Below are 20,322 nucleotides of genomic sequence, written 5' to 3'. Positions count from 1 at the left end.
TTATTACTTGGATGGCTGAAGGCTGTCTTCGAGAGGCTGCTCATCAAGCCATTCCTGGAAATGTTCAAAACTGATGCAGTTTTCTACTGCGAAACTTCCTGCCTTGGTACGGCGGAGGGCGGTAAGGTAGGCGCCACTATCGAGAGCCCTGCCGATATCACGGGCGAGGGAGCGGATGTAAGTACCTTTGCCGCAAACCACGCGGATGCTGGCGGTCTTCTCCTCATCGTTATAATCGGTGAGTTCTATCTCGTCTACACGCACGGTCTTCGGCTTGAGCTGAACCTCTTCGCCTGCTCGGCGCAAGGCATAAGAGCGGTCGCCATTCACCTTTACGGCGCTGTAGGTAGGCGGAACCTGCTGAATCTCGCCCACAAACTGCTTGAGCGTTTCCTCCACCAGCTGGCGGGTGATATGCTCCGTAGGATAGGTGTGATTCACGCTATGTTCCTTATCGTAGCTGGCGGTAGTAGCACCGAGCTGCAGGGTAGCTGTATACTCCTTGGTATGGGTCTGCAACTGTTCTATCTGCTTGGTACATTTACCGGTGCAGAGCACCAGCACGCCAGTGGCAAGGGGATCGAGCGTACCGGCATGTCCTATCTTCACCTTAAAACCGAGCTTCTTGCTGAGCAGATAGCGAACATGTGCCAGGGCTCCGAAACTCGACATGCGATAAGGCTTGTCGATGGCAATAATTTCTCCTTTTCTGAAATCCATAGTTTATGTTTAGTCAACCATCTGCATATCTACACCGCAAAGGCCGCAGATGATAATGATAAGTCCTACTACGATACGGTACCAGCCGAAAGCAGCAAAACCGTACTTGGTGACATAATTGATGAAAAACTTGATGGCGAGAATGGCAACGATGAATGCCACCACTGAGCCTAATATCAATGTGAACAGGTTGTTGCCCTGGGTGAGCAATGAGCCGCCGCCATGGCTGATGAGCTTATAAACCTCGAGACAGGTGGCGCCAAACATGGTTGGCACTGCCAGGAAGAATGAGAACTCGGCTGCTGCCTTACGGGTAAGACGCTGGGACATACCACCCACGATGGTTGACATGGAGCGCGATACACCAGGAATCATCGCTATACACTGGATGAAACCGATAATCAGGGCACGCTTGTAAGTAAGCTTGGTCTGTTCGCTGCCTTTATTGAATATCTTATCGCAGAAGAGCATGAAAATACCGCCGATGACAAGCATCCAGCCCACCAGCTGTACATTGCCAAGGTTTGACTCGATGAAATCATTGAAGGCAAGACCCAAAACCACGGCAGGCACGGTACCTACAACCAGACGGGCATAGAAATCGAACATCGCCTTCAAATAGGTCTTCTCACCGGTCTTCACAGCCTCTGGATAGAAGAATCTCTTCCAATACAGACAGATGACAGAAAGGATGGCGCCAAACTGGATGATGACAGTAAAGGCGTTGACAAACTTATCCTGGATATCTACACCCAGCAAATTTTCGGCTATAATCATGTGGCCCGTACTGGATACAGGCAAGAACTCGGTCAGTCCCTCTACGATAGAGATAATGATAGTCTGAATAAAATCCATCTAATAATAATATGTATATTAATTATAAATTATTCATTGTCTTTCGGCTTATGTATCACCGCATAGATGATTGAAAGGAAACCTATCAATGTTACGGTTGGTGCTACAACGATGCGACGGGTACTGAAAATATCAGTATCGAAGGTATGCTCGTTAGAACCGGCGCCACTCATCAGCAGAAAACCGATGATGATAATCGCCATTCCGATGCCTAACAAGATAAAGTTCATCTTGTCGAATGCTAAATTCTTCTTATCCATTTTTTTTAATGTTGAATGTTGAGTGTTGAATGTTGATAGCAAGATTGCTATAAACTATTAACTTTTAACTATTAACTAAATCTTATACAAGTCTCCCGCCTTCATCTTCAGGAACTTATTGACTGAGATGCAGGCACAGAAGGCGGTGATGATGATACCGAAGAGGAAGACGGAGCCGCCGGTGATGGCAAGTTCCTGCCAGCCCAAAACGTTCATCAACTCAGGTTCGTGGAGCGACCATGCATAGAGACAACCGCCCAGGAAACCATCTGCCAGCAATGCAGAAACAACGCCCACAAGCATAGCCTTGCGGAGGAACGGGCGGCGGATAAAGCCCCAGGATGCACCTACCAGCTTCATCGTATGGATGGAGAAACGGCGGGCATAGATGCCCAGACGCACCGTATTGTTAATCAGCGAGAACGAGATGAAGGTGAGCAGGGCTGCTACAATCAGCAATCCGATACTGATCTTTGCCAACGAATTGTTCACCTGTTCTATCAGGTCGTGCTGATAAGTAACCTCGGTAACACGTGGGAATGCCTTCAGTTCCTTGGCAATCCACTTCAAAGAATCATTGTTCGCGTAATCTGCCTTCGTCGTAATCTCTATGGAAGGCTGGAAAGGGTTGACACCGGCAAACTCGCTCGGGTTGGTACCCAAATCGCGGGTAGCTTCTTTCAGTGCCTCTTCCTTGGTGATATAAGTCAGCGTATTGACATAAGGTCTTGCATTCAGGCGTTTACACATCTGCAATCCCTCCGGGTTAGTCATATCCTGTTCGAGCATCACCTGTACCACGAGATTCTCCTTCACATAGGAAGAGAGATTACGTCCCATGAGGACAGAGAAGATAACTAACCCCAACAAAATGAGCACCATAGCGGTACTGATACACAAAGTAATGACCTGCAATCCACGATGATTGCTAGGCTTATATTGTTTCTTTCTCATTTTTAAAAATCTTTACTAACTTAAAACCAAAAGGGCACAATGACCCAAATTGTCTGCAAAGATACGCATAAACGAAGAGATTACAAAATAAAATAGCATTTATTTACATTTATTCAATTAATTAATCGAACCACAGGCAAAAGTTAAGTTCAATTGAAAAAGGAAAAGGGCCAACCTCACGGCCAGCCCTTCACATAATAAGTAAAATTCAAATAGGTATGACTTGAATTTACTAAATGAAAATTTACTATTCGGGATGGTAAATCCCTTTATGTACATTCATTACATCTTAGTGATGACACCCTTCTCTGAACTCTCCAGGAACTGGATGATGTTCTGAATCTCCGGTCCATCTGGCACCTGATCCTTGATCTGGTTAATGGCATCGAAGAGGGATGTCTGACCATGGAATACCAGTCGGTAGGCATTAGCAATATGCTTGCGAACCTTCTCGGTAAGCTCGGCTGCTTCCATGATGATGGTGTTAGGACCTGCATACTTCACAGGCTTTCCACCGGCAATGATATAAGGAGGAATATCCTTAGAGAAGGTAGTACCTGCCTGAATCATCGCCAGGTCGCCTACTCTAGTCTTGGCGTTCTCTACTACAGATGTTGAGTAGATGACACCGTTACCAATCACGCAGTCGCCTGCAATCTTGGTACCATAACCGAATACGCAACCGTTGCCGATTACGGTATCGTGAGAGATATGGGCACCTTCCATCAGGAAGTTGTTGTTGCCCAGAACAGTCTTGCCGCCCTTATGGGTACCACGGTTGATAACCACGTTCTCACGGATGGTATTGTTATCGCCGATTACTACCTCACTCTCCTCACCTGTAAAGTGGAAGTCCTGTGGGAGCGCAGCGATAACGGCTGCCTGGAACACCTTATTATTATTACCCATGCGAGTACCGTTCATGATGCTCACGAATGGATAGATGGTACAGTTGTCGCCGATGACCACATCGTCCTCAATATAGGCGAATGGATATATCTTGCAGTTGTCTCCAATCTTAGCCTTTGGAGAAACCTCTGCCTTTGGACTTATTATACTAGCCATAACTATAAACTATTAATTATTAACTATAAACTACTTAGCTCCTCCACCCAATGCATAGTAGAGATTTACTACTGCCTGCATCTTGTTGAAGTCATCAGCTACCTTAGAAAGCTGTACGTTGAGGAGTGAAGACTGTGCCTGGATGATTTCAAGGTAAGAGCTGCCTGCAATACCCATCAATTCCTTGGTAGATTCTACATTCTTCTCGAGTACTTCTATTCGCTTCTGCTCTATCTTGCTCTTCTCATCAGAGTAGTTGTAGAGAACAAGCGCATTGCTCACCTCGCTACCAGCCTTCAGCACGGTATTCTGCCAGGTGTTGTAAGCCTGCTCATACTGCATCTTAGCCACCTTCAAACCGGCAATGATACGGCCGTTCTGGAAGATTGGCTGGGTAAGAGAACCTACTGCTGAGAGCAACCACTTACCTGGGTTCACGATACCTGCACCGCCTGAATTGGTAAATGCACCTGTACCGGAAATGGTGATAGATGGATAGAACTTGCTGCGGGCGGTCTCTATACCATAGAAGCACTGAGCCAGATTCATCTCGGCTGCGTGGACATCAGCACGGTTGTTGAGCAACTGGATGCCTACACCGGTTGAGAAATTAGATGGAAGACTCTGGTTATCCAACTTGCCACGGGCGATGCTATGTGCCTGGTCGCCGATGAGCAGACTCAGAGAGTTCTCTGTCTCACGAATCTGGCGCAACAGATCGGTCTTCTGGGTCAACACAGAATAGTAGTTAGACTCAGCTGACTGGATGGCTGGTGTACGGTAACCCAATCTGAGATCGTGCATCTTCTGCATAGTCTCCCAAGTATCCTTGGTCAATCCTTCCATATTGTTAACCAACTCCACCTGCTTGTCGAGCATCAACAGAGTATAATACATGTTGGCGATGTTGGCGATGAGGTTGGTCTTGACAGATACCTGATAATCCTGCAACTGGAGCAGCGCCATCTGGGCACCACGCTTCTGAGAGAGCAGGTTGCCGAAGAGGTCTACCATCCAGCTGGCTGTAACAGGCATCGTGTAAGTCTTGGTGGCAGCGTTACCATCCCAGGAAGCGATAGTTCCCTGAGGAGTGAAAGACAAGGCAGGCACGAATGCCAACTTGGCACACTTCAACTGCTCTTCTGCCATCTTCACGTTCAAAGCCGCATTGAGGAGGTTGACATTGTTGTTCAATCCCTTCTCAATGATTGACTGGAGCTGAGGGTCGGTAAAGACACTGCGCCAAGGGATATTGGCGAAGGTAGTAGTATCCTTTACAGCCAATGTATCTGTATCAGAAGCTACATCGCGAACGATACCGCTGGTCTTCACATCCGGACGCTCATACTTTCCGTAGAGAGTCTTGCAGCTGCTCAGAGAGAGCGCTGCGAGACCCAATATGATGATATTTAAATTCTTTTTCATTGTTTCCTTTGAAGTTACATTGCGTTATTACTTCTTCTCGATACCCTTCATTTCGTGAGCGGCGTTGGCATACTGCTCCAATTCGGCAGCTACCTCCTCGTTCATCTCGTCCTCGAACTTCATTGGGGTCAACTTCTCCTGCAACCACTGGAAGACTGCGAAGAGAGCAGGAACCACGAAGATCTGACAGATAGTACCGAGCAACATACCACCTACGGCGGCAGCACCCAGGGTCTGGTTACCATTCTTACCTACACCTGATGCGAACATCAGAGGCAACAGACCGATAACCATCGCCAGAGAGGTCATCAGGATAGGACGGAGACGGGCACCGGCACCCAGGATAGCTGAGTACTTGATAGCCATACCCGTACGACGACGCTCGAGGGCGAACTGTACGATAAGGATGGCGTTCTTAGCCAACAGACCGATCAACATAATCAACGAAATCTGCATGTAGATATCGTTAGAGTGACCGAAGATGTTGGTGAAGATGAACGCACCAGCCAAACCGAATGGGATAGACAATACTACAGACAATGGCAAGATGTAACTCTCGTACTGGGCACTCAAGATCAGGTAAACGAATACGATACAGAGTGCGAAGATCAAACCTGTAGAGTTGCTGGACTCAGCCTCAGAACGGGTCAAACCAGAGTACTCATAGCCGTAACCCTCAGGCAATGTCTCCTTGGCAACCTCAGCAATCGCCTTCATACCGTCACCGGTAGAGTAACCGCTGTTAGGAGTTACAGATACATCCATAGAGGTAAACAGGTTGAATCGGGTGATGTTAGACGGACCATAAACCTTCTTCAAGTTCACGAACTCGCTTACTGGAGACATGGTGCCATCTGCACAACGTACATAAATCTTGCTCAGATCGTCTGGACGCATACGACTCTCAGGTCCAGCCTGAATCATCACACGGTAGAGCTTACCGTAGGCATTGAAGTTAGATGCGTAGAGACCACCGAGATAACCCTGCATGACAGACAATACTGTTGATGGAGAGATACCAGCCTGCTTGGTCTTGGCAACATCTACATCCACCATATACTGTGGATAGTTAGGGTTATACTGAGTCTGGGCTGTCTGAATCTCAGGACGCTTGTTCAACTCAGCCAGGAACTTCTTCACATTATCAAAGAACTTATTCAAGTCGCCACCGGTCTTATCCTGCATGGTCATGGTGATACCATTCTGCATAGAGAAACCGGAAATCATAGGTGGAGCAAAGGCAAGAACCTGTGCATCCTTGATTGTAGCAGTCTGCTTGTAGATCATACCCAATACAGAGGTATACTCCATAGGGTTGACAAACAATGCCTCAATACCACCACCGGTGCAAGCCTCCTTGATACGGTGGAAGAATCCACCCGGACGCTCCTCGAATGGCTTCAGCTTCACGATGATGGTACCCTGGTTAGAACCGGCACCGCCGATAAAGCTATAACCCATGATGGCGTTACGGGTTGCGATGGCTGGGTTGCTAGCCAGCATCTTATCTACCTGCTTTACCACCTCTGCAGTATGTTCCTGAGAGGTACCAGGAGCTGTAGAGATACAAGCGAAAATAGTACCGGTATCCTCATCAGGCACCAGACCCGTCTTGGTAGTACCCATCAGGGCAACCAGACCTACGATGCTGACAGCCACCAGACTACCAGCAATGATGCCGTGGTTGATAACCCACTTGACACCACCTTTATATTTATTGGTAATCTTATCAAACTGATAGTTGAATCCAGCGTGGAATCGGTCGATGAAAGACATCTTCTTCTCGTGACCCTCCTCGTGTGGCTTCAGCAACACGGCACAGAGTGCAGGAGACAGCGTCAACGCATTGATAGCCGAAATAACGATAGATACAGCCATGGTTACACCGAACTCACGGTAGAAGTAACCGGAAGTACCACCGATGAATGATACAGGAACGAACACGGCTGACATCACCAATGTAATAGAGATGATGGCGCTGGAAATTTCGTTCATCGCATCGATAGCTGCAGTAAGGGCACTTTTGTAACCCTGGTCGAGCTTGGCGTGAACCGCCTCGACCACCACAATGGCATCATCGACCACAATCGCGATAGCCAGCAGCAGGGCTGACAGCGTAAGCAGGTTGATGGAGAATCCGAAGATCCAGAGAAAGAGGAACGTACCGACCAGAGCCACAGGTACGGCAATCATAGGAATCAGCGTAGAACGGAAGTCCTGCAAGAAGATATACACTACGATGAACACCAGTACCAAGGTGATGATCAAGGTGAAGATAACCTCCTCGATAGATGCGAACAAGAATTCGGTAACATCCATCAGGATGACATTCTTCAACCCTGGAGGATAACTCTTCTCCAGTTCATCCAACGTCTTCTTCACGTCGCTTGCAATCTGGGTAGCGTTGGATCCGGCAATCTGCTGAACCATACCCATCACGGCAGGCTGACCATCATTGAGCAGGTTTACATTATACTGCAAACCACCCAACTCAATCTTGGCAACTTCGCCCAGACGGAGCGTCTGACCGGAAGTATTGCTCTTGATGAGGATATTCTCATACTCCATTGGAGTCTTCAAACGACCCTTGTAACGCAAGGTATATTCATACTGCATATCAGAGCTCTCACCAAAGCTACCAGGGGCAGCCTCGATATTCTGCTCTGCCAGAGCCTGGGAAATATCAGAAGGAACCAGTCCGAACTCCTTCATCTTCTCTGGCTTCAACCAGATACGCATAGAGTAGTTACGGGTAGAAGGGCTCTGCACATCACCCACACCATTGATACGCTTCAACTGTGGAACCACGTTGATCAGGGCGTAGTTGGTAACAAACTGGTCGTCGTAACGGCCATCGTCTGTGGTCAGAGCGAACATGATAACGTTGGAACTCTGACGCTTGGTTACAGTGACACCCACCCTGGTAACCTCGGCAGGCAACAGAGACTGCGCCTGAGATACACGGTTCTGTACGTTGACCGCAGCCATATCAGGGTCAGAACCCTGCTTGAAGTAAACGGTGATCTGAGCAAAACCAGAGTTAGACGCGGAAGAGGTCATATAAGTCATGTTCTCCACACCGTTGATACTCTCCTCCAGCGGAGCAACGACTGAGTTCAACACCGTCTGGGCATCTGCACCCGTATAGGTAGCAGTTACCGTGATGGTAGGCGGCGCGATATTCGGATACTGCTCGATAGGCAGCGATACCAAGCCGATAATACCCAGCAAGACGAAGAAGATGGAAACCACCGTCGAAAGTACCGGGCGCTTTATAAAGTTTGTAAATGACATAATTTACTATTTTTCTTTATACCTTATTATATATTACTTCTTTCCGCCCATAGCAGTAGCGAAGGCATGAGCGTTATCCTGAGACTCAGCCAACTTGGCAGCCTCAGCAATCTTCTGATTGTAGCGCTCCAGAGTGATAGGCTTGATCTGCTGACCATCGGTCAACTTGGTAATACCCTTCAAAACAATACGGTCGCCTACATGAAGACCTGCAGTTACGATATAGTTCTTGCCATCATCCTGTGGATTTACCTTGATCTCAGAATACTTCACCTTGTTATCCTTGGTTACGATATAAACGAAGATCTTATCCTGAACCTGAGAGCAAGCCTCCTGAGGGATGACGATAGCACTGTTATTATCGTTAGGAACAACGATAGAACCTGCACCACCACTCTTCAGCAACTTCTCTGGGTTAGCGAAGTGAGCGATGAGAGAGATAGAACCAGAAGTAGCATCGATGACACCACTCATCTTGACTACCTTACCTGGGTGATTATAGATAGAACCGTCTGCCAACTGCAACTTGACAGCTGGGAACGCTGCGATGGCTGCCTGAATGCTACCATTGGTCTTAGACATGCTCAAGATCTGAGACTCAGAGAGTGAGAAGAACACCTCCATGGTGCTGATGTTGGAAACGGTTGTCAGAGCCTGACCAGAAGCGCTTACCAAAGCACCCACCTTGAAAGGAAGGCTACCTACTACACCTGCAGAAGGGCTGGTAACGGTACACCAAGCCAACTGCTCGCGGGCTGAAGCCAATGCTGCCTCTGCCTGAGCTACCTGAGCCTTAGCGGTTGCATAGCTGTTAGCTGCTGTAGAAAGTTCAAATTCACCGATAATCTTGCTATCATACAACTTCTTGTTGTTCTGATAAGTCAACTTAGCTGTATTTGCCTGTGCCTTAGCTGTATTTACAGCGGCAGCTGCAGAACGGACAGCAGCCTGATAGGTCTCGCTATCAATAGAGAACAAAGCCTGACCTGCTGATACAGTCTGTCCCTCGTGTACAAAAACCTTAGTGATAAAACCAGAAACCTTAGGACGTACCTCTACATCCTGGATACCCTTGATGGTAGCAGGATAGGTAGTCTGCAATGCGGCGCTGGAAGTACCGATAGTAGCCACAGCGAACTCATCGTCGCTGAAGTCAGGCAGACCGCCCTTCTTACTTCCACCACATGATGTCAACGCAGCAAGAACACAAACTGCTGCAACAAACAAAACGCTTTTAATTTTCATACCTATTTTTATATTATAAATTTATTATTTAATCTTTTATCTTCTCTTATTCAAAAGTTCTTTCCGTCCTCTAACGAAAACTTTTATGCGCCTTTAAGTTTTAAAAGCGCTGCAAAAGTACTAATAATAAATGAATAACGGCTCGCTAGGAGCCGTTATTTAACAAAAATTATTCTCTATTTTGAGTTTTCTGCATTTACCAATCCCATCTCCTGAGCCTTCTTCATCAGAAGTTCCATCAACGGTTCACGCTCATTAGCCACCTTATTATCCAATACAGCATCCTTGAGATACTGCTTCAGGGTGCCTACCTCGCGGCAAGGGGTAAGATGGAACATCTCCATAATCTCATTACCATCGATGCATGGCTGGAGAAGTCGCTTATAATCACGCTCCTGCAGATCAACCAGTTTCTCGCGCACCATCTTGAAATTATCCAGAAAACGCTGCTTGCGCACCTGGTTCTTGCTGGTAATATCAGCCTCGCAGAGCGTCATCAGGTCGTTGATGTCATCACCCGCATCGTTCAGCAGTCGGCGAACCGCGCTATCCGTCACCTCCTCATCGGCTATCACGATAGGACGCATGTGGAGTTCCACCAGTTTCTGCACATACTTCATCTTCGCATCCATCGGAAGCTTCATACGGCGGAAGATGCCTGGAATCATCTTGGCACCTATTATATTATGACTGTGGAACGTCCAACCGATATTGTTGTCCCAGCGCTTGCTCTTCGGTTTGCCGACGTCGTGGAAGAGTGCCGCCCAGCGGAGCCAGAGGTTATCTGAATGCTTGCACACATTCTCGAGCACCTCCATCGTATGGTCGTAATTATTCTTATGTGCCCTGCCGTTTCGCGTTTCCACCTTGTCCATCGCAACCAGTTCTGGCAGAATGAGATCGAGCAGACCTGTATCTTTCAAGTAATAGAAACCGCAGCTTGGGTGCCTGGAGAGCATAATCTTGTTCATCTCGTCGCAGATTCGCTCAGCACTGATAATCTTCAGGCGCTCGGCATTGCGGGAGAGCGCATCATAGGTCTCCTCCTCTATCTGGAAATTGAGTTGGGTAGCGAAACGCACGCAACGCATCATACGCAGCGGGTCATCAGAAAAAGTGATATCCGGGTCGAGCGGAGTGGCAATAATGCCATCTTCCATATCGTAGACACCATCAAAAGGATCTACGAGTTCTCCAAAGCGGTCTTTGTTCAGGCAGATAGCCATCGCATTGATGGTGAAGTCACGGCGGTTCTGGTCATCCTCCAGCGTTCCATCTTCCACAATAGGCTTTCTGGAATCGCGCTGATAGCTCTCCTTACGGGCGCCGACAAACTCCACTTCTGTATCCTGATACTTCACTTGTGCTGTTCCGAAATTACGGAACACAGAGAGATGCGCCTTTCTTCCGAGCATCTTCTTCAAGGCAGAAGCTACCTCAATACCGCTACCAACCACAACGACATCAATATCATTGGAAGGTCGCTCCAGGAAGAGGTCACGCACATATCCACCTACTACATAACACTCCACAGACAGCCCATCTGCTGCCTCTGAAATCTTATGAAATATATCCTTATCCAGTATCTGTGCCAGTTCGGCATTGGTCAAATTTCTCATACTCTTTTTACTTTTGGGGTGCAAAGTTACTGCAAATCGAAGACAATACAAAATAAAAAAAGGTTTTTTTTGTTTTTATTGTTGAGATGCAGCGTAACTTATTTAAAGTTACTGTAATTTAAGCGAAAAACAAAATAAATATTTGGCTATTTCACAATAAATGTGTATTTTTGCACCGAATTTCGAAATTATTATGGCAGATTTATTGAAAACAGAACAGCAGTTTAAGGATGTCATGAGTGAATGCAGGACATTATTTGAGAAGAAGCTTCATGATTATGGAGCCTCTTGGAGAATCTTGCGCCCTTCTTCTCTGACAGACCAGCTCTATATCAAGGCGAAGCGCATCCGCTCGCTCGAAATCAAGAAAGAATCTCTGGTTGGCGAAGGTATCCGTCCGGAGTTCATTGCCCTTATCAATTATGGTATCATAGGACTCATCCAGCTAGAAAAGCCTTTCGTGGATGAGGTGGATATGACACCCGAAGAGGCTATGAAACTATACGACCTCCATGCAAAGGAGGCACTGGAACTGATGCTCAGGAAGAACCATGACTATGATGAAGCATGGCGCTCGATGAGAGTCAGCAGTTATACAGACTTCATCCTGACCAAGATTCAGCGCGTAAAGGAAATTGAAGACATCGCCGGCGCTACCCTCGTTTCTGAAGGTATTGATGCCAACTATATGGACATCATCAACTATGCCGTCTTCGGTGCCATCAAAATGAGCGAGAAGTAAAAATATAAAATGATGAAGAATAAGGCAACTCACATATTAACAAAGATAGCGGTCAATATCGGGCGACTGCTGATGGCAATAACCTTCATTTTCTCAGGATTTGTGAAGGGAATTGACCCATTAGGCACGCAATACAAGATAACCGACTATCTGGAGGCGCTGCACATCGACTGGATGTTCCCCGACTGGAGCACCCTGGTGATGTCGGTATTACTAGCCACTGCAGAGTTTGCCATCGGTATCTTCCTCCTCTTCGCCATCCGACGGAGACTGATGAGCAAGATCACCCTTGCCGTGATGAGCGTGATGACGCTGATTACCCTGTGGATCGTTATCGCAGACCCAGTAAAGGATTGCGGATGCTTCGGTGATGCCGTAGTGCTCACCAATATGGAGACATTCATCAAGAACATCATCCTCCTGATATTCGCCGTCCTACTTTGGAGAAAGCCGCTGGAGATGCAGAGACTCATCTCGAGACAGACTCAGTGGGTGGTGATCAACTACACCTTCCTCTTCTCCATCGTGATGAGTATCTGGAGTCTGTGGTATCTGCCGCAATTCGACTTCCGTCCTTATCATATAGGTGTCAACATTGCCAAGGGCATGGAGATACCGAAGGGAGCCAAGCAACCCAAGTTTGATACCACCTTCATTCTGGAGAAGAACGGAGAGCGGAAGGAGTTTACGTTAGACAACTATCCAGACTCCACATGGACTTTCATCGACAGCAAGACGGTTCAGACCGAAGAAGGTTACGTACCTCCAATACACGACTTCAGCATAGCTGATGCCAAGACGGGAGAAGACATCACTCAGGAAGTGATTCACGATAAAGGCTACACCTTCCTCCTGGTTTCGCCACATCTTGAATTTGCCGACGACAGCAACTTCGGCAATATCGATGAGATTTACGAATATGCCAACGACCATGGCTACCGTTTTCTCTGCCTCACGGCAAGTACGGAGAAAGCCATCAAGCACTGGCAGGACATAACAGGAGCGGAATATCCCTTCTATGTCACAGACGAGACTACGCTGAAGACGGTAATCCGCAGCAACCCGGGTCTTCTTCTGCTGAAGAACGGAACCATCATCCAGAAATGGAGCCACAACGATTTGCCTGACATGGCAGAAATCGGCGACAAGCCACTTGAGAAGACCGAAATAGGCAAGATGCCGGAAGTAAGTGCCGCCAAGAAGATAGCCGGCATCATCTCCTGGTTCATCATTCCACTGGTACTCCTCACCATTGCCGACCGGCTCTGGGCTTGGGGCGCCTGGATCAGAAAGAAAGAGAATTCGAACAGAATATTATCAACTTTTAAAAAGAAAAGAAAAATGAGAAAGAAAATTGTAGCAGGTAACTGGAAAATGAACATGAACCTGCAGGACGGTGTTGCTCTCGCTAAGGAGATCAACGAGGCATTGGTAGCTGACAAGCCAAACTGTGACGTAATCATCTGTACTCCATTCATCCACTTGGCTTCTGTAGCTCAGGTTTTGGATTCAAAGGTAGTAGGTCTTGGTGCAGAGAACTGCGCAGACAAGGCTAAGGGTGCTTTCACAGGTGAGGTTTCAGCTGAGATGGTAAAGAGCACAGGTGCTCAGTATGTTATCCTCGGCCACTCAGAGCGTCGTCAGTACTATGGCGAGACAGCTGAGATTCTGAAGGAGAAGGTAGAGTTGGCTTTGGCTAACGGTTTGAAGGTTATCTTCTGCTGCGGTGAGACTCTCGAGGAGCGTGAGGCTGAGAAGCAGAACGAGGTAGTAAAGGCTGAGTTGGAAGGTTCAGTATTCCACTTGAGCGCTGACGCTTGGAAGAACATCATCCTTGCTTACGAGCCAATCTGGGCTATCGGTACAGGTAAGACTGCTACTTCTGACCAGGCTGAAGAGATGTTGGCATACATCCGCTCTATCGTAGCAGAGAAGTATGGCAACGAGGCTGCTGAGGATACATCAATCCTCTACGGTGGTAGCTGCAAGGCTAGCAACGCTCCTGAGCTCTTCGCTAAGCCAAACATCGACGGTGGTTTGATCGGTGGTGCTTCTTTGAAGGCTGCTGATTTCAAGGGTATCATCGACGCTTGGAAGAAGTAATCTCATAAGGATATTACATTTCCCGAAGGGATGCCTTCTTCGTGAAGCGCATCCCTTCATTCTTCATTACACCTTATTATATATAGAGATCCAAGAATAAGGTGCTGTTTTAAAACAAGACGACAAAAATAAAAGGAATAGTCATGAAACAATTCGTCACATTATTGATTATGATCCTCTGCTCAACATTCACAGCTAATGCGCAGAACTACCTGGACCATCTCAAAAAGAAGGAACCGGGAAAGGGTGTTGTAACCGTGAACCAAAGTAAGGCGATTGATGAACTGGTAAACGGCAAACAAGTGATTCCACAAGACGACAAGACTAAGACTACCCCACAGAAAAAAGAAAAAGAGCCTGAAACTCAGCACAAGCAGGGTCCTGATTCCCTGAAGAAGACTGAGCCACAGCATCATGAGGCAACCCGAGAGAATGCCCACGTGAACAATGCCCAAAAGGCAGAGAACAAAAAAGAAGAAACAGAAACACCTGTAGTGGATATGCGCAAGAAAGTGATGCGCAAGAGCTATAAGGTTACAGGATATAGAGTACAGGCTTTCGCTGGCGGCAATTCACGTAACGACCGCCTGAAAGCAGAACAGACTGGCAATCAGCTGAAAGTTCATTTCCCTGAACAGCCGGTTTATGTTCATTTCTACTCTCCAAGATGGATTTGCCGAATGGGCAACTTCCGCAGTTTAGCTGAAGCCCAGAAGATGCTTGCCAAGGTTCGCTCCCTGGGATACAGACAGGCATGCCTTGTAAAGGGACAGATTACCGTGCAGTATTAAATTAAAGTGAAAAGTGAATAGTGAAGAAACAACGTTCGGCGGCCGAAGGGAAAGCCAATTCAACGCTTTACTATTCATAAAGTTCAAAGTTCAAAATTCAAAGTTCAAAGTAAATAAGATGAATCCAGAAACAGAATTTCGCGAGGGATTGGACGAACTCGCAGAACACTATACAGAAGTATTAAAGCTCTTGGGAGAAAACCCTGAACGTGAAGGACTTGTAAAAACACCGATGCGAGTAGCCAAGGCTATGCAGATACTGACTCGCGGCTATACACAGGATGCACACAAGGTATTGACCGATGCCCTCTTCGAAGAGAAATACAACCAGATGGTCATCGTGAAAGATATTGATTTCTTCTCGATGTGCGAGCACCACATGCTTCCTTTCTATGGCAAGGTGCATGTTGCCTATATCCCGAACGGCAAGATTACCGGTCTGAGCAAGATAGCACGTGTGGTAGATATCTACAGCCATCGCCTCCAGGTACAGGAGCGTCTTACCCAGCAGATTAAAGACTGCATTCAGGAGACATTGAATCCGCAGGGCGTGATGGTAGTGATAGAAGCCAAGCACATGTGCATGCAGATGCGAGGTGTAGAGAAACAGAATTCCATAACCACCACCAGCGACTACAGCGGAGTCTTCAATTCCCTGAACACCCGCCAGGAGTTTATGAGTCTGCTGAGAGGAGAAAGTAAAAGAATCTAATTTTTTAATGTTGAATGTTGAATGTTGAATTAGGCATACGCCATAGCAACTGGCAATTCAACATTCAACATTCAACATTCAACATTATTACAAAAGATGAAGTTTATATCTTGGAATGTAAATGGCCTGCGCGCTTGCGTAGGCAAGGACTTCGAGAACCAGTTTAAGGAGCTCGATGCCGACTTCTTCTGCCTGCAGGAAACAAAGATGCAGGAGGGACAGCTCGACCTTCAGTTCGAGGGCTACGAGAGTTATTGGAACTACGCTGAGAAAAAAGGATACTCTGGTACAGCCATTTATACCAAGCACAAGCCATTAAACGTAAGTTATGGCATGGGCGTAGAGGAACATGATCATGAAGGCAGAATCATCACGCTGGAATATGACCAGTTCTATCTCGTTACCTGCTACACCCCAAATTCTCAGACAGAGCTCAAGCGTCTGGATTATCGCATGACTTGGGAAGACGATTTCCGCAAGTTCCTGAAATCTCTTGACGCCAAGAAACCTGTTATCATCTGCGGCGATCTGAATGTAGCACACGAAGAGATAGATATCAAGAATCCGAAGACCAACCGCCGCAATGCCGGTTTCACCGATGAGGAGCGCGAAAAGATGACCGTTCTTCTGAATGATGGCTTCACCGACAGCTTCCGTTATCTCCACCCTGATGAGGTAACCTATTCGTGGTGGTCATACCGTTTCAAGGCGCGCGAGAAGAATGCCGGTTGGCGTATCGACTACTTCCTTGTCTCCGACCGTATCAAGGAACAGATTACAGAAGCTAAAATCCATACTGAAATCATGGGCAGCGACCATTGCCCGGTAGAAGTAGATTTAACGTTCTAATCCTACCTTTCATCCAACAGCAATAAGAATAATCAGAAGAGGGTGAATCATAAGTTTATGATTCACCCTCTTCTTGTTGTTGGTAAATATAGGTTACAAAAAAAGGGGATGCACCTTCCTCACGGAAGCCATCCCCATATTGGTCATATCAACATAAAATTTTAATTTATATAAGAGAGATTTTCTTTTAATTCAATGAAGTAACAAAACTATAGTTGCTTATTTCTGATTACATGAACTGCTTCAACTCAGAGAGATTTCTCTTCTCAGAAGAACCGTCCTTGTAAGTTACCATGAAGTAATCGTGAACAGACTTGCCATTCTTGAACTGAACGACAGCTACACCGCCTTCACGGAGCTGGAGTGTGAAGTAGCCTTCGCGCTTACCATTGACATAGTTGCCATGCCACTTCTCCTTACCATTCTTATAATAGGTAGTAACCTCACCATTAAAGATAGTATTGCGATCGTTGCCGAGGTCAATAAAACTATAACCACCTTCAGCACGGAGATTACCGTTCATGTAGAAGTCCTGGAAAACGTCCTTCTTGTTAAGGCCTGAACCAGTAGTCATCAGCAGTCTGTAATAACTAGCCTGATCTGCACTGGTTACATTGCTCATATTTTCTGCATAGAAAATAGTGTCAGCTACAACTGTTGCATTCTCTACGTGCTTACGACCGAAAGCTGCTATGGTCATCAAAGCCATCAATGAGAATAATATCATTCGTTTCATATCGTTTATTTTTAGGATGTTATTGTAATTGTCTTTGTTTCTTTTTCTGGTGCAAAGATACAACGATTTCCGAAAAATTCATAATTCCTTAACGCTATTTTATCTTATTTTTTGAGCAAGTAATACTTTTTGATTTTGAACGCACACAAGCTTACAATTTGCAATTTCATAGCCTAAAATTTAGCATATTGCACGAAGACATACCTTACAAAACGCTATTTTCATGGTGTCAAGTTTACAAAATGTAACTGAATTGATATACATCAAGAAGATAAAAGCACAAGTTTTTTGGCATTTTGAGAAACTTTTTCAGGATATTTCTCGCCTATCTTCTTTTATTTTTGTATTTTTGCACGAAAATATATAATATAAGGTACGCGCATGAGAAAAATTCTTTATTTCATGATCGCCCTCACCGTCCTCAGCTTTGCATCATGCAAGGATACCGAAGGCTCTATCGGCGACCCTATCATATCCCACGGACAAGACCGTGACACAGATATCATTACAGGCGATGATTATGTTTATCATCTGCCTGTCATCTTCCATGTCTTCTACAGTAACACCACGCAATACATCAAATATACCCGCCTCAAGGAGATTCTCTCCAATGTGAACGAACTTTACCAGGGCGATGTCTACAACTATCAGATGGATACCATCCCGAGCGAGAACCTGCATATTCTGTTCGAACTGGCTGAGAAGGATGAGAGCGGCAAGAGACTCAGTACACCGGGTGTGGAATATATCAAGGTTTCAGAACCGGAGTTCGACTGCGAGAGCTTCATGAAGGACAAGAAGTATGTACAGTACTGCTGGGACCAGAACAACTACATCAATGTGATGGTATATGCCTTCAAGAAGACCGATGAAAACAGCACCACGCTGGGCATCAGTCATCTGCCTTACCAGGTAGGCGGCTATCCGCAGATAGATGGTTTGAGCAATGGCAAGAACTATCCGCTGAGCAAACCGGGCAAATTTCCGTATTGCGTTTCGCTCAATTCTATCTATGTAGGAAGGGAAAATGAAGGAACCCGGTATACTACAGATAAGAATCATAAGGGATATACCTACAATACAGCCGACCCGAATGCTACGCTGGCTCACGAACTGGGTCATTATCTGGGGCTCTTCCACAGTTTCTCAGAAAAGACAGTGAAAGACAAATCAGAGGCAGCCGATGATGATGACGACTCAGACTATTGCGATGATACACCGAGCTACAACCGAATAGCATACGGCAAATGGCTGACAGAATATGTCAGTAAAGCACAAGCCATCAAGAAGGATACCACGCTCAGCATGAAAGAGCTTGCCAAACGCACCAACAGCAAGGGTGAGAAATGGCAGGCTGACAATCTGATGGACTACAGCATCTGTTACAGCATGCGATTCACCCCAGAACAGGCAAACCGCATCCGCCAGGTTCTGTATTATTCGCCCCTGATACCGGGTCCGAAGAAGATTCGTCCGAGAACCCGTGCATGGGATGAGATGCCGGAAACAGAAGATGACCTCCCTATCCGATATGCCAAGGAAAAGGCTGTCAGCATCAAGGACATCCGGATACTGAAGGCTGAGAAATAGCAAAATCAGAAAAAAGAGTATTAAAAGAAACAGAAACAAGAAGAAAATGAAATATACAATCAAGGCTCCACGCCAACTCAATGCAAGTATCAACTTGCCAGCTTCCAAGAGTATCAGCAACCGTGCATTGGTAATCAATGCCATGGCGGGATGCAAGTTGCAGCCCCACAACCTGAGCGATTGCGATGATACAGAAGTCATCATTGCGGCACTGCGCGATATGCCTGATGTCATCAACATCAAGGCTGCCGGTACCGCCATGCGCTTTATGACCGCCTATCTTTCAGCTACACCGGGCGAGCATACCATCACAGGTACCGAGCGCATGCAGAACCGCCCTATTGCTATCCTGGTAGATGCCCTGCGCTACCTCGGAGCTGATATACAGTATGAAAAGAAAGAGGGCTATCCTCCACTCCACATCGTAGGTAAGCCATTGGAAGGCGGACATCTCGAAGTGGTGGGAAACATCAGTTCGCAGTATATCTCGGCACTGCTGATGATTGGTCCTATCCTGAAAAACGGTCTGGAACTGAAACTGACGGGCGAGATTGCATCCCGTCCTTACATCGACCTCACGCTGTGGACGATGCAGAACTTCGGAGCCAGTGCCGAATGGACCGATGTGGATACCATCACCGTAAAGCCACAACCTTACAGCTGCGTAGCCGACTACACCATCGAGAATGACTGGAGCGCTTCTTCTTACTGGTATGAAATGATGGCGCTGAACGGAAACCCTGATTCTGAGGTAAGACTTGAAGGCTTGTTCGACAATTCCAAGCAGGGCGATTCAGTCGTGAAATACATCTTCAGTCTGCTGGGCGTGAAATCAGAATTTGAGAACCGTGATGTTCTTTCTCCTGTCAAGTTGAAAGTCCAGCGCTGTCTCTTGCCTCGTTTCGACTACGATTTCAGCGGTTCTCCAGACCTAGCACAGACTATCGTTGTAGCCTGCTGTGCCCTGGGCGTAAAGTTTAAGTTCACCGGCCTTGCCAGTCTCAAGATCAAGGAGACCGACCGCATCGAGGCATTGAAGAAGGAGCTGAAGAAGGTGGGTTACGTGATTTATGACGAGAACGATAACACGCTGATTTGGGATGGCGAGACCTGCGAGCCTAGTTTCGAGCCTATCGACACCTACGAGGACCATCGCATGGCACTTGCCTTCGCCCCTCTTGCCTTCAAGTTCCCTCAGATAGAAATCAACAATCCTGAGGTGGTGAGCAAATCCTATCCTCATTATTGGGAAGACCTGAAAAAGGTGGGATTTGAAATAAGTGAAGAGTGAAAAGTGAAGAGTGAAGAATTCAACAGCCTTTGCTAATCATAAAGTTCAAAGTTCAATATTCAAAGTTCAAA

17 protein-coding genes are annotated in these 20,322 nt (G+C 46.6%); 7 read left to right on the top strand and 10 right to left on the bottom strand.

What is annotated here, in order from left to right; genetic code table 11:
* Positions 1–3: 3 nt before the first annotated feature.
* The 9 genes from truB to ONT18_RS15890 form a co-directional block, all read right to left on the bottom strand.
* Positions 4–720 carry a tRNA pseudouridine(55) synthase TruB gene (gene truB, locus ONT18_RS15930; RefSeq protein ID WP_022122068.1) on the bottom strand — a complete coding sequence of 239 codons (717 nt, stop codon included), beginning with the start codon at positions 718–720 and terminating at the stop codon, positions 4–6.
* A gap of 9 nt (positions 721–729) precedes the next feature.
* Complete coding sequence (locus ONT18_RS15925) at positions 730–1,575, bottom strand: undecaprenyl-diphosphate phosphatase (protein WP_118139305.1); 846 nt, start codon at positions 1,573–1,575, stop codon at positions 730–732.
* A gap of 29 nt (positions 1,576–1,604) precedes the next feature.
* Positions 1,605–1,835 carry a DUF3098 domain-containing protein gene (locus tag ONT18_RS15920; protein WP_006849068.1) on the bottom strand — a complete coding sequence of 77 codons (231 nt, stop codon included), beginning with the start codon at positions 1,833–1,835 and terminating at the stop codon, positions 1,605–1,607.
* A gap of 75 nt (positions 1,836–1,910) precedes the next feature.
* The gene (locus ONT18_RS15915) at positions 1,911–2,789 is read right to left on the bottom strand and encodes a cell division protein FtsX (RefSeq protein ID WP_022122070.1); all 879 of its coding nucleotides are present in this window, start codon (positions 2,787–2,789) and stop codon (positions 1,911–1,913) included.
* 282 nt (positions 2,790–3,071) lie between these two features.
* Complete coding sequence (gene lpxA, locus ONT18_RS15910) at positions 3,072–3,854, bottom strand: acyl-ACP--UDP-N-acetylglucosamine O-acyltransferase (RefSeq protein ID WP_118139306.1); 783 nt, start codon at positions 3,852–3,854, stop codon at positions 3,072–3,074.
* 30 nt (positions 3,855–3,884) lie between these two features.
* Positions 3,885–5,279, bottom strand: coding sequence for an efflux transporter outer membrane subunit (locus ONT18_RS15905; protein WP_153113092.1), 1,395 nt, complete (start codon positions 5,277–5,279; stop codon positions 3,885–3,887).
* Between the two features lie 27 nt (positions 5,280–5,306).
* On the bottom strand, positions 5,307–8,573 hold the full coding sequence (locus ONT18_RS15900) for an efflux RND transporter permease subunit (RefSeq protein ID WP_118139308.1): 3,267 nt from the start codon (positions 8,571–8,573) through the stop codon (positions 5,307–5,309).
* 33 nt (positions 8,574–8,606) lie between these two features.
* Positions 8,607–9,818 carry an efflux RND transporter periplasmic adaptor subunit gene (locus ONT18_RS15895; protein WP_264906707.1) on the bottom strand — a complete coding sequence of 404 codons (1,212 nt, stop codon included), beginning with the start codon at positions 9,816–9,818 and terminating at the stop codon, positions 8,607–8,609.
* Positions 9,819–9,994: 176 nt separating this feature from the next.
* The gene (locus ONT18_RS15890) at positions 9,995–11,437 is read right to left on the bottom strand and encodes a CCA tRNA nucleotidyltransferase (RefSeq protein WP_264906705.1); all 1,443 of its coding nucleotides are present in this window, start codon (positions 11,435–11,437) and stop codon (positions 9,995–9,997) included.
* Positions 11,438–11,630: 193 nt separating this feature from the next.
* Here ONT18_RS15890 and ONT18_RS15885 point away from each other — a divergent pair, with 193 nt between their 5' ends.
* The 5 genes from ONT18_RS15885 (at position 11,631) to ONT18_RS15865 (ending at position 16,634) form a co-directional block, all read left to right on the top strand.
* Positions 11,631–12,179 (top strand): DUF1599 domain-containing protein, encoded by a 549-nt coding sequence (locus ONT18_RS15885; RefSeq protein WP_228112588.1) that lies wholly within the window; start codon positions 11,631–11,633, stop codon positions 12,177–12,179.
* A gap of 9 nt (positions 12,180–12,188) precedes the next feature.
* Positions 12,189–14,282, top strand: a complete 2,094-nt coding sequence (locus ONT18_RS15880) for a BT_3928 family protein (RefSeq protein WP_153113094.1) — start codon at positions 12,189–12,191, stop codon at positions 14,280–14,282.
* A 143-nt stretch (positions 14,283–14,425) separates the two neighbouring features.
* Complete coding sequence (locus ONT18_RS15875; protein ID WP_118080685.1) at positions 14,426–15,073, top strand: SPOR domain-containing protein; 648 nt, start codon at positions 14,426–14,428, stop codon at positions 15,071–15,073.
* Between the two features lie 118 nt (positions 15,074–15,191).
* Positions 15,192–15,785 carry a GTP cyclohydrolase I FolE gene (folE, locus tag ONT18_RS15870; protein WP_264906701.1) on the top strand — a complete coding sequence of 198 codons (594 nt, stop codon included), beginning with the start codon at positions 15,192–15,194 and terminating at the stop codon, positions 15,783–15,785.
* A gap of 96 nt (positions 15,786–15,881) precedes the next feature.
* Positions 15,882–16,634, top strand: a complete 753-nt coding sequence (locus ONT18_RS15865) for an exodeoxyribonuclease III (protein WP_006849056.1) — start codon at positions 15,882–15,884, stop codon at positions 16,632–16,634.
* Positions 16,635–16,863: 229 nt separating this feature from the next.
* Here the strand turns inward: ONT18_RS15865 and ONT18_RS15860 are convergent, their stop codons facing one another.
* Complete coding sequence (locus tag ONT18_RS15860) at positions 16,864–17,370, bottom strand: toxin-antitoxin system YwqK family antitoxin (RefSeq protein ID WP_022122080.1); 507 nt, start codon at positions 17,368–17,370, stop codon at positions 16,864–16,866.
* Positions 17,371–17,751: 381 nt separating this feature from the next.
* On the opposite strand from ONT18_RS15860, the gene ONT18_RS15855 reads away from it, so the two are divergent.
* Both ONT18_RS15855 and ONT18_RS15850 read left to right on the top strand, forming a co-directional pair.
* On the top strand, positions 17,752–18,960 hold the full coding sequence (locus ONT18_RS15855; RefSeq protein ID WP_264906698.1) for a zinc-dependent metalloproteinase lipoprotein: 1,209 nt from the start codon (positions 17,752–17,754) through the stop codon (positions 18,958–18,960).
* Between the two features lie 46 nt (positions 18,961–19,006).
* Positions 19,007–20,251, top strand: a complete 1,245-nt coding sequence (locus tag ONT18_RS15850; RefSeq protein ID WP_264906695.1) for a 3-phosphoshikimate 1-carboxyvinyltransferase — start codon at positions 19,007–19,009, stop codon at positions 20,249–20,251.
* The last annotated feature ends 71 nt before the right edge of the window (positions 20,252–20,322 follow it).

The sequence above is a fragment of the Segatella copri genome (genome assembly GCF_026015295.1).
In the GTDB taxonomy this organism is placed as follows: domain Bacteria; phylum Bacteroidota; class Bacteroidia; order Bacteroidales; family Bacteroidaceae; genus Prevotella; species Prevotella copri_C.
Note: the sequence above shows the minus strand (reverse complement) of the source record. Positions and strands in the feature narration are given on the sequence as shown.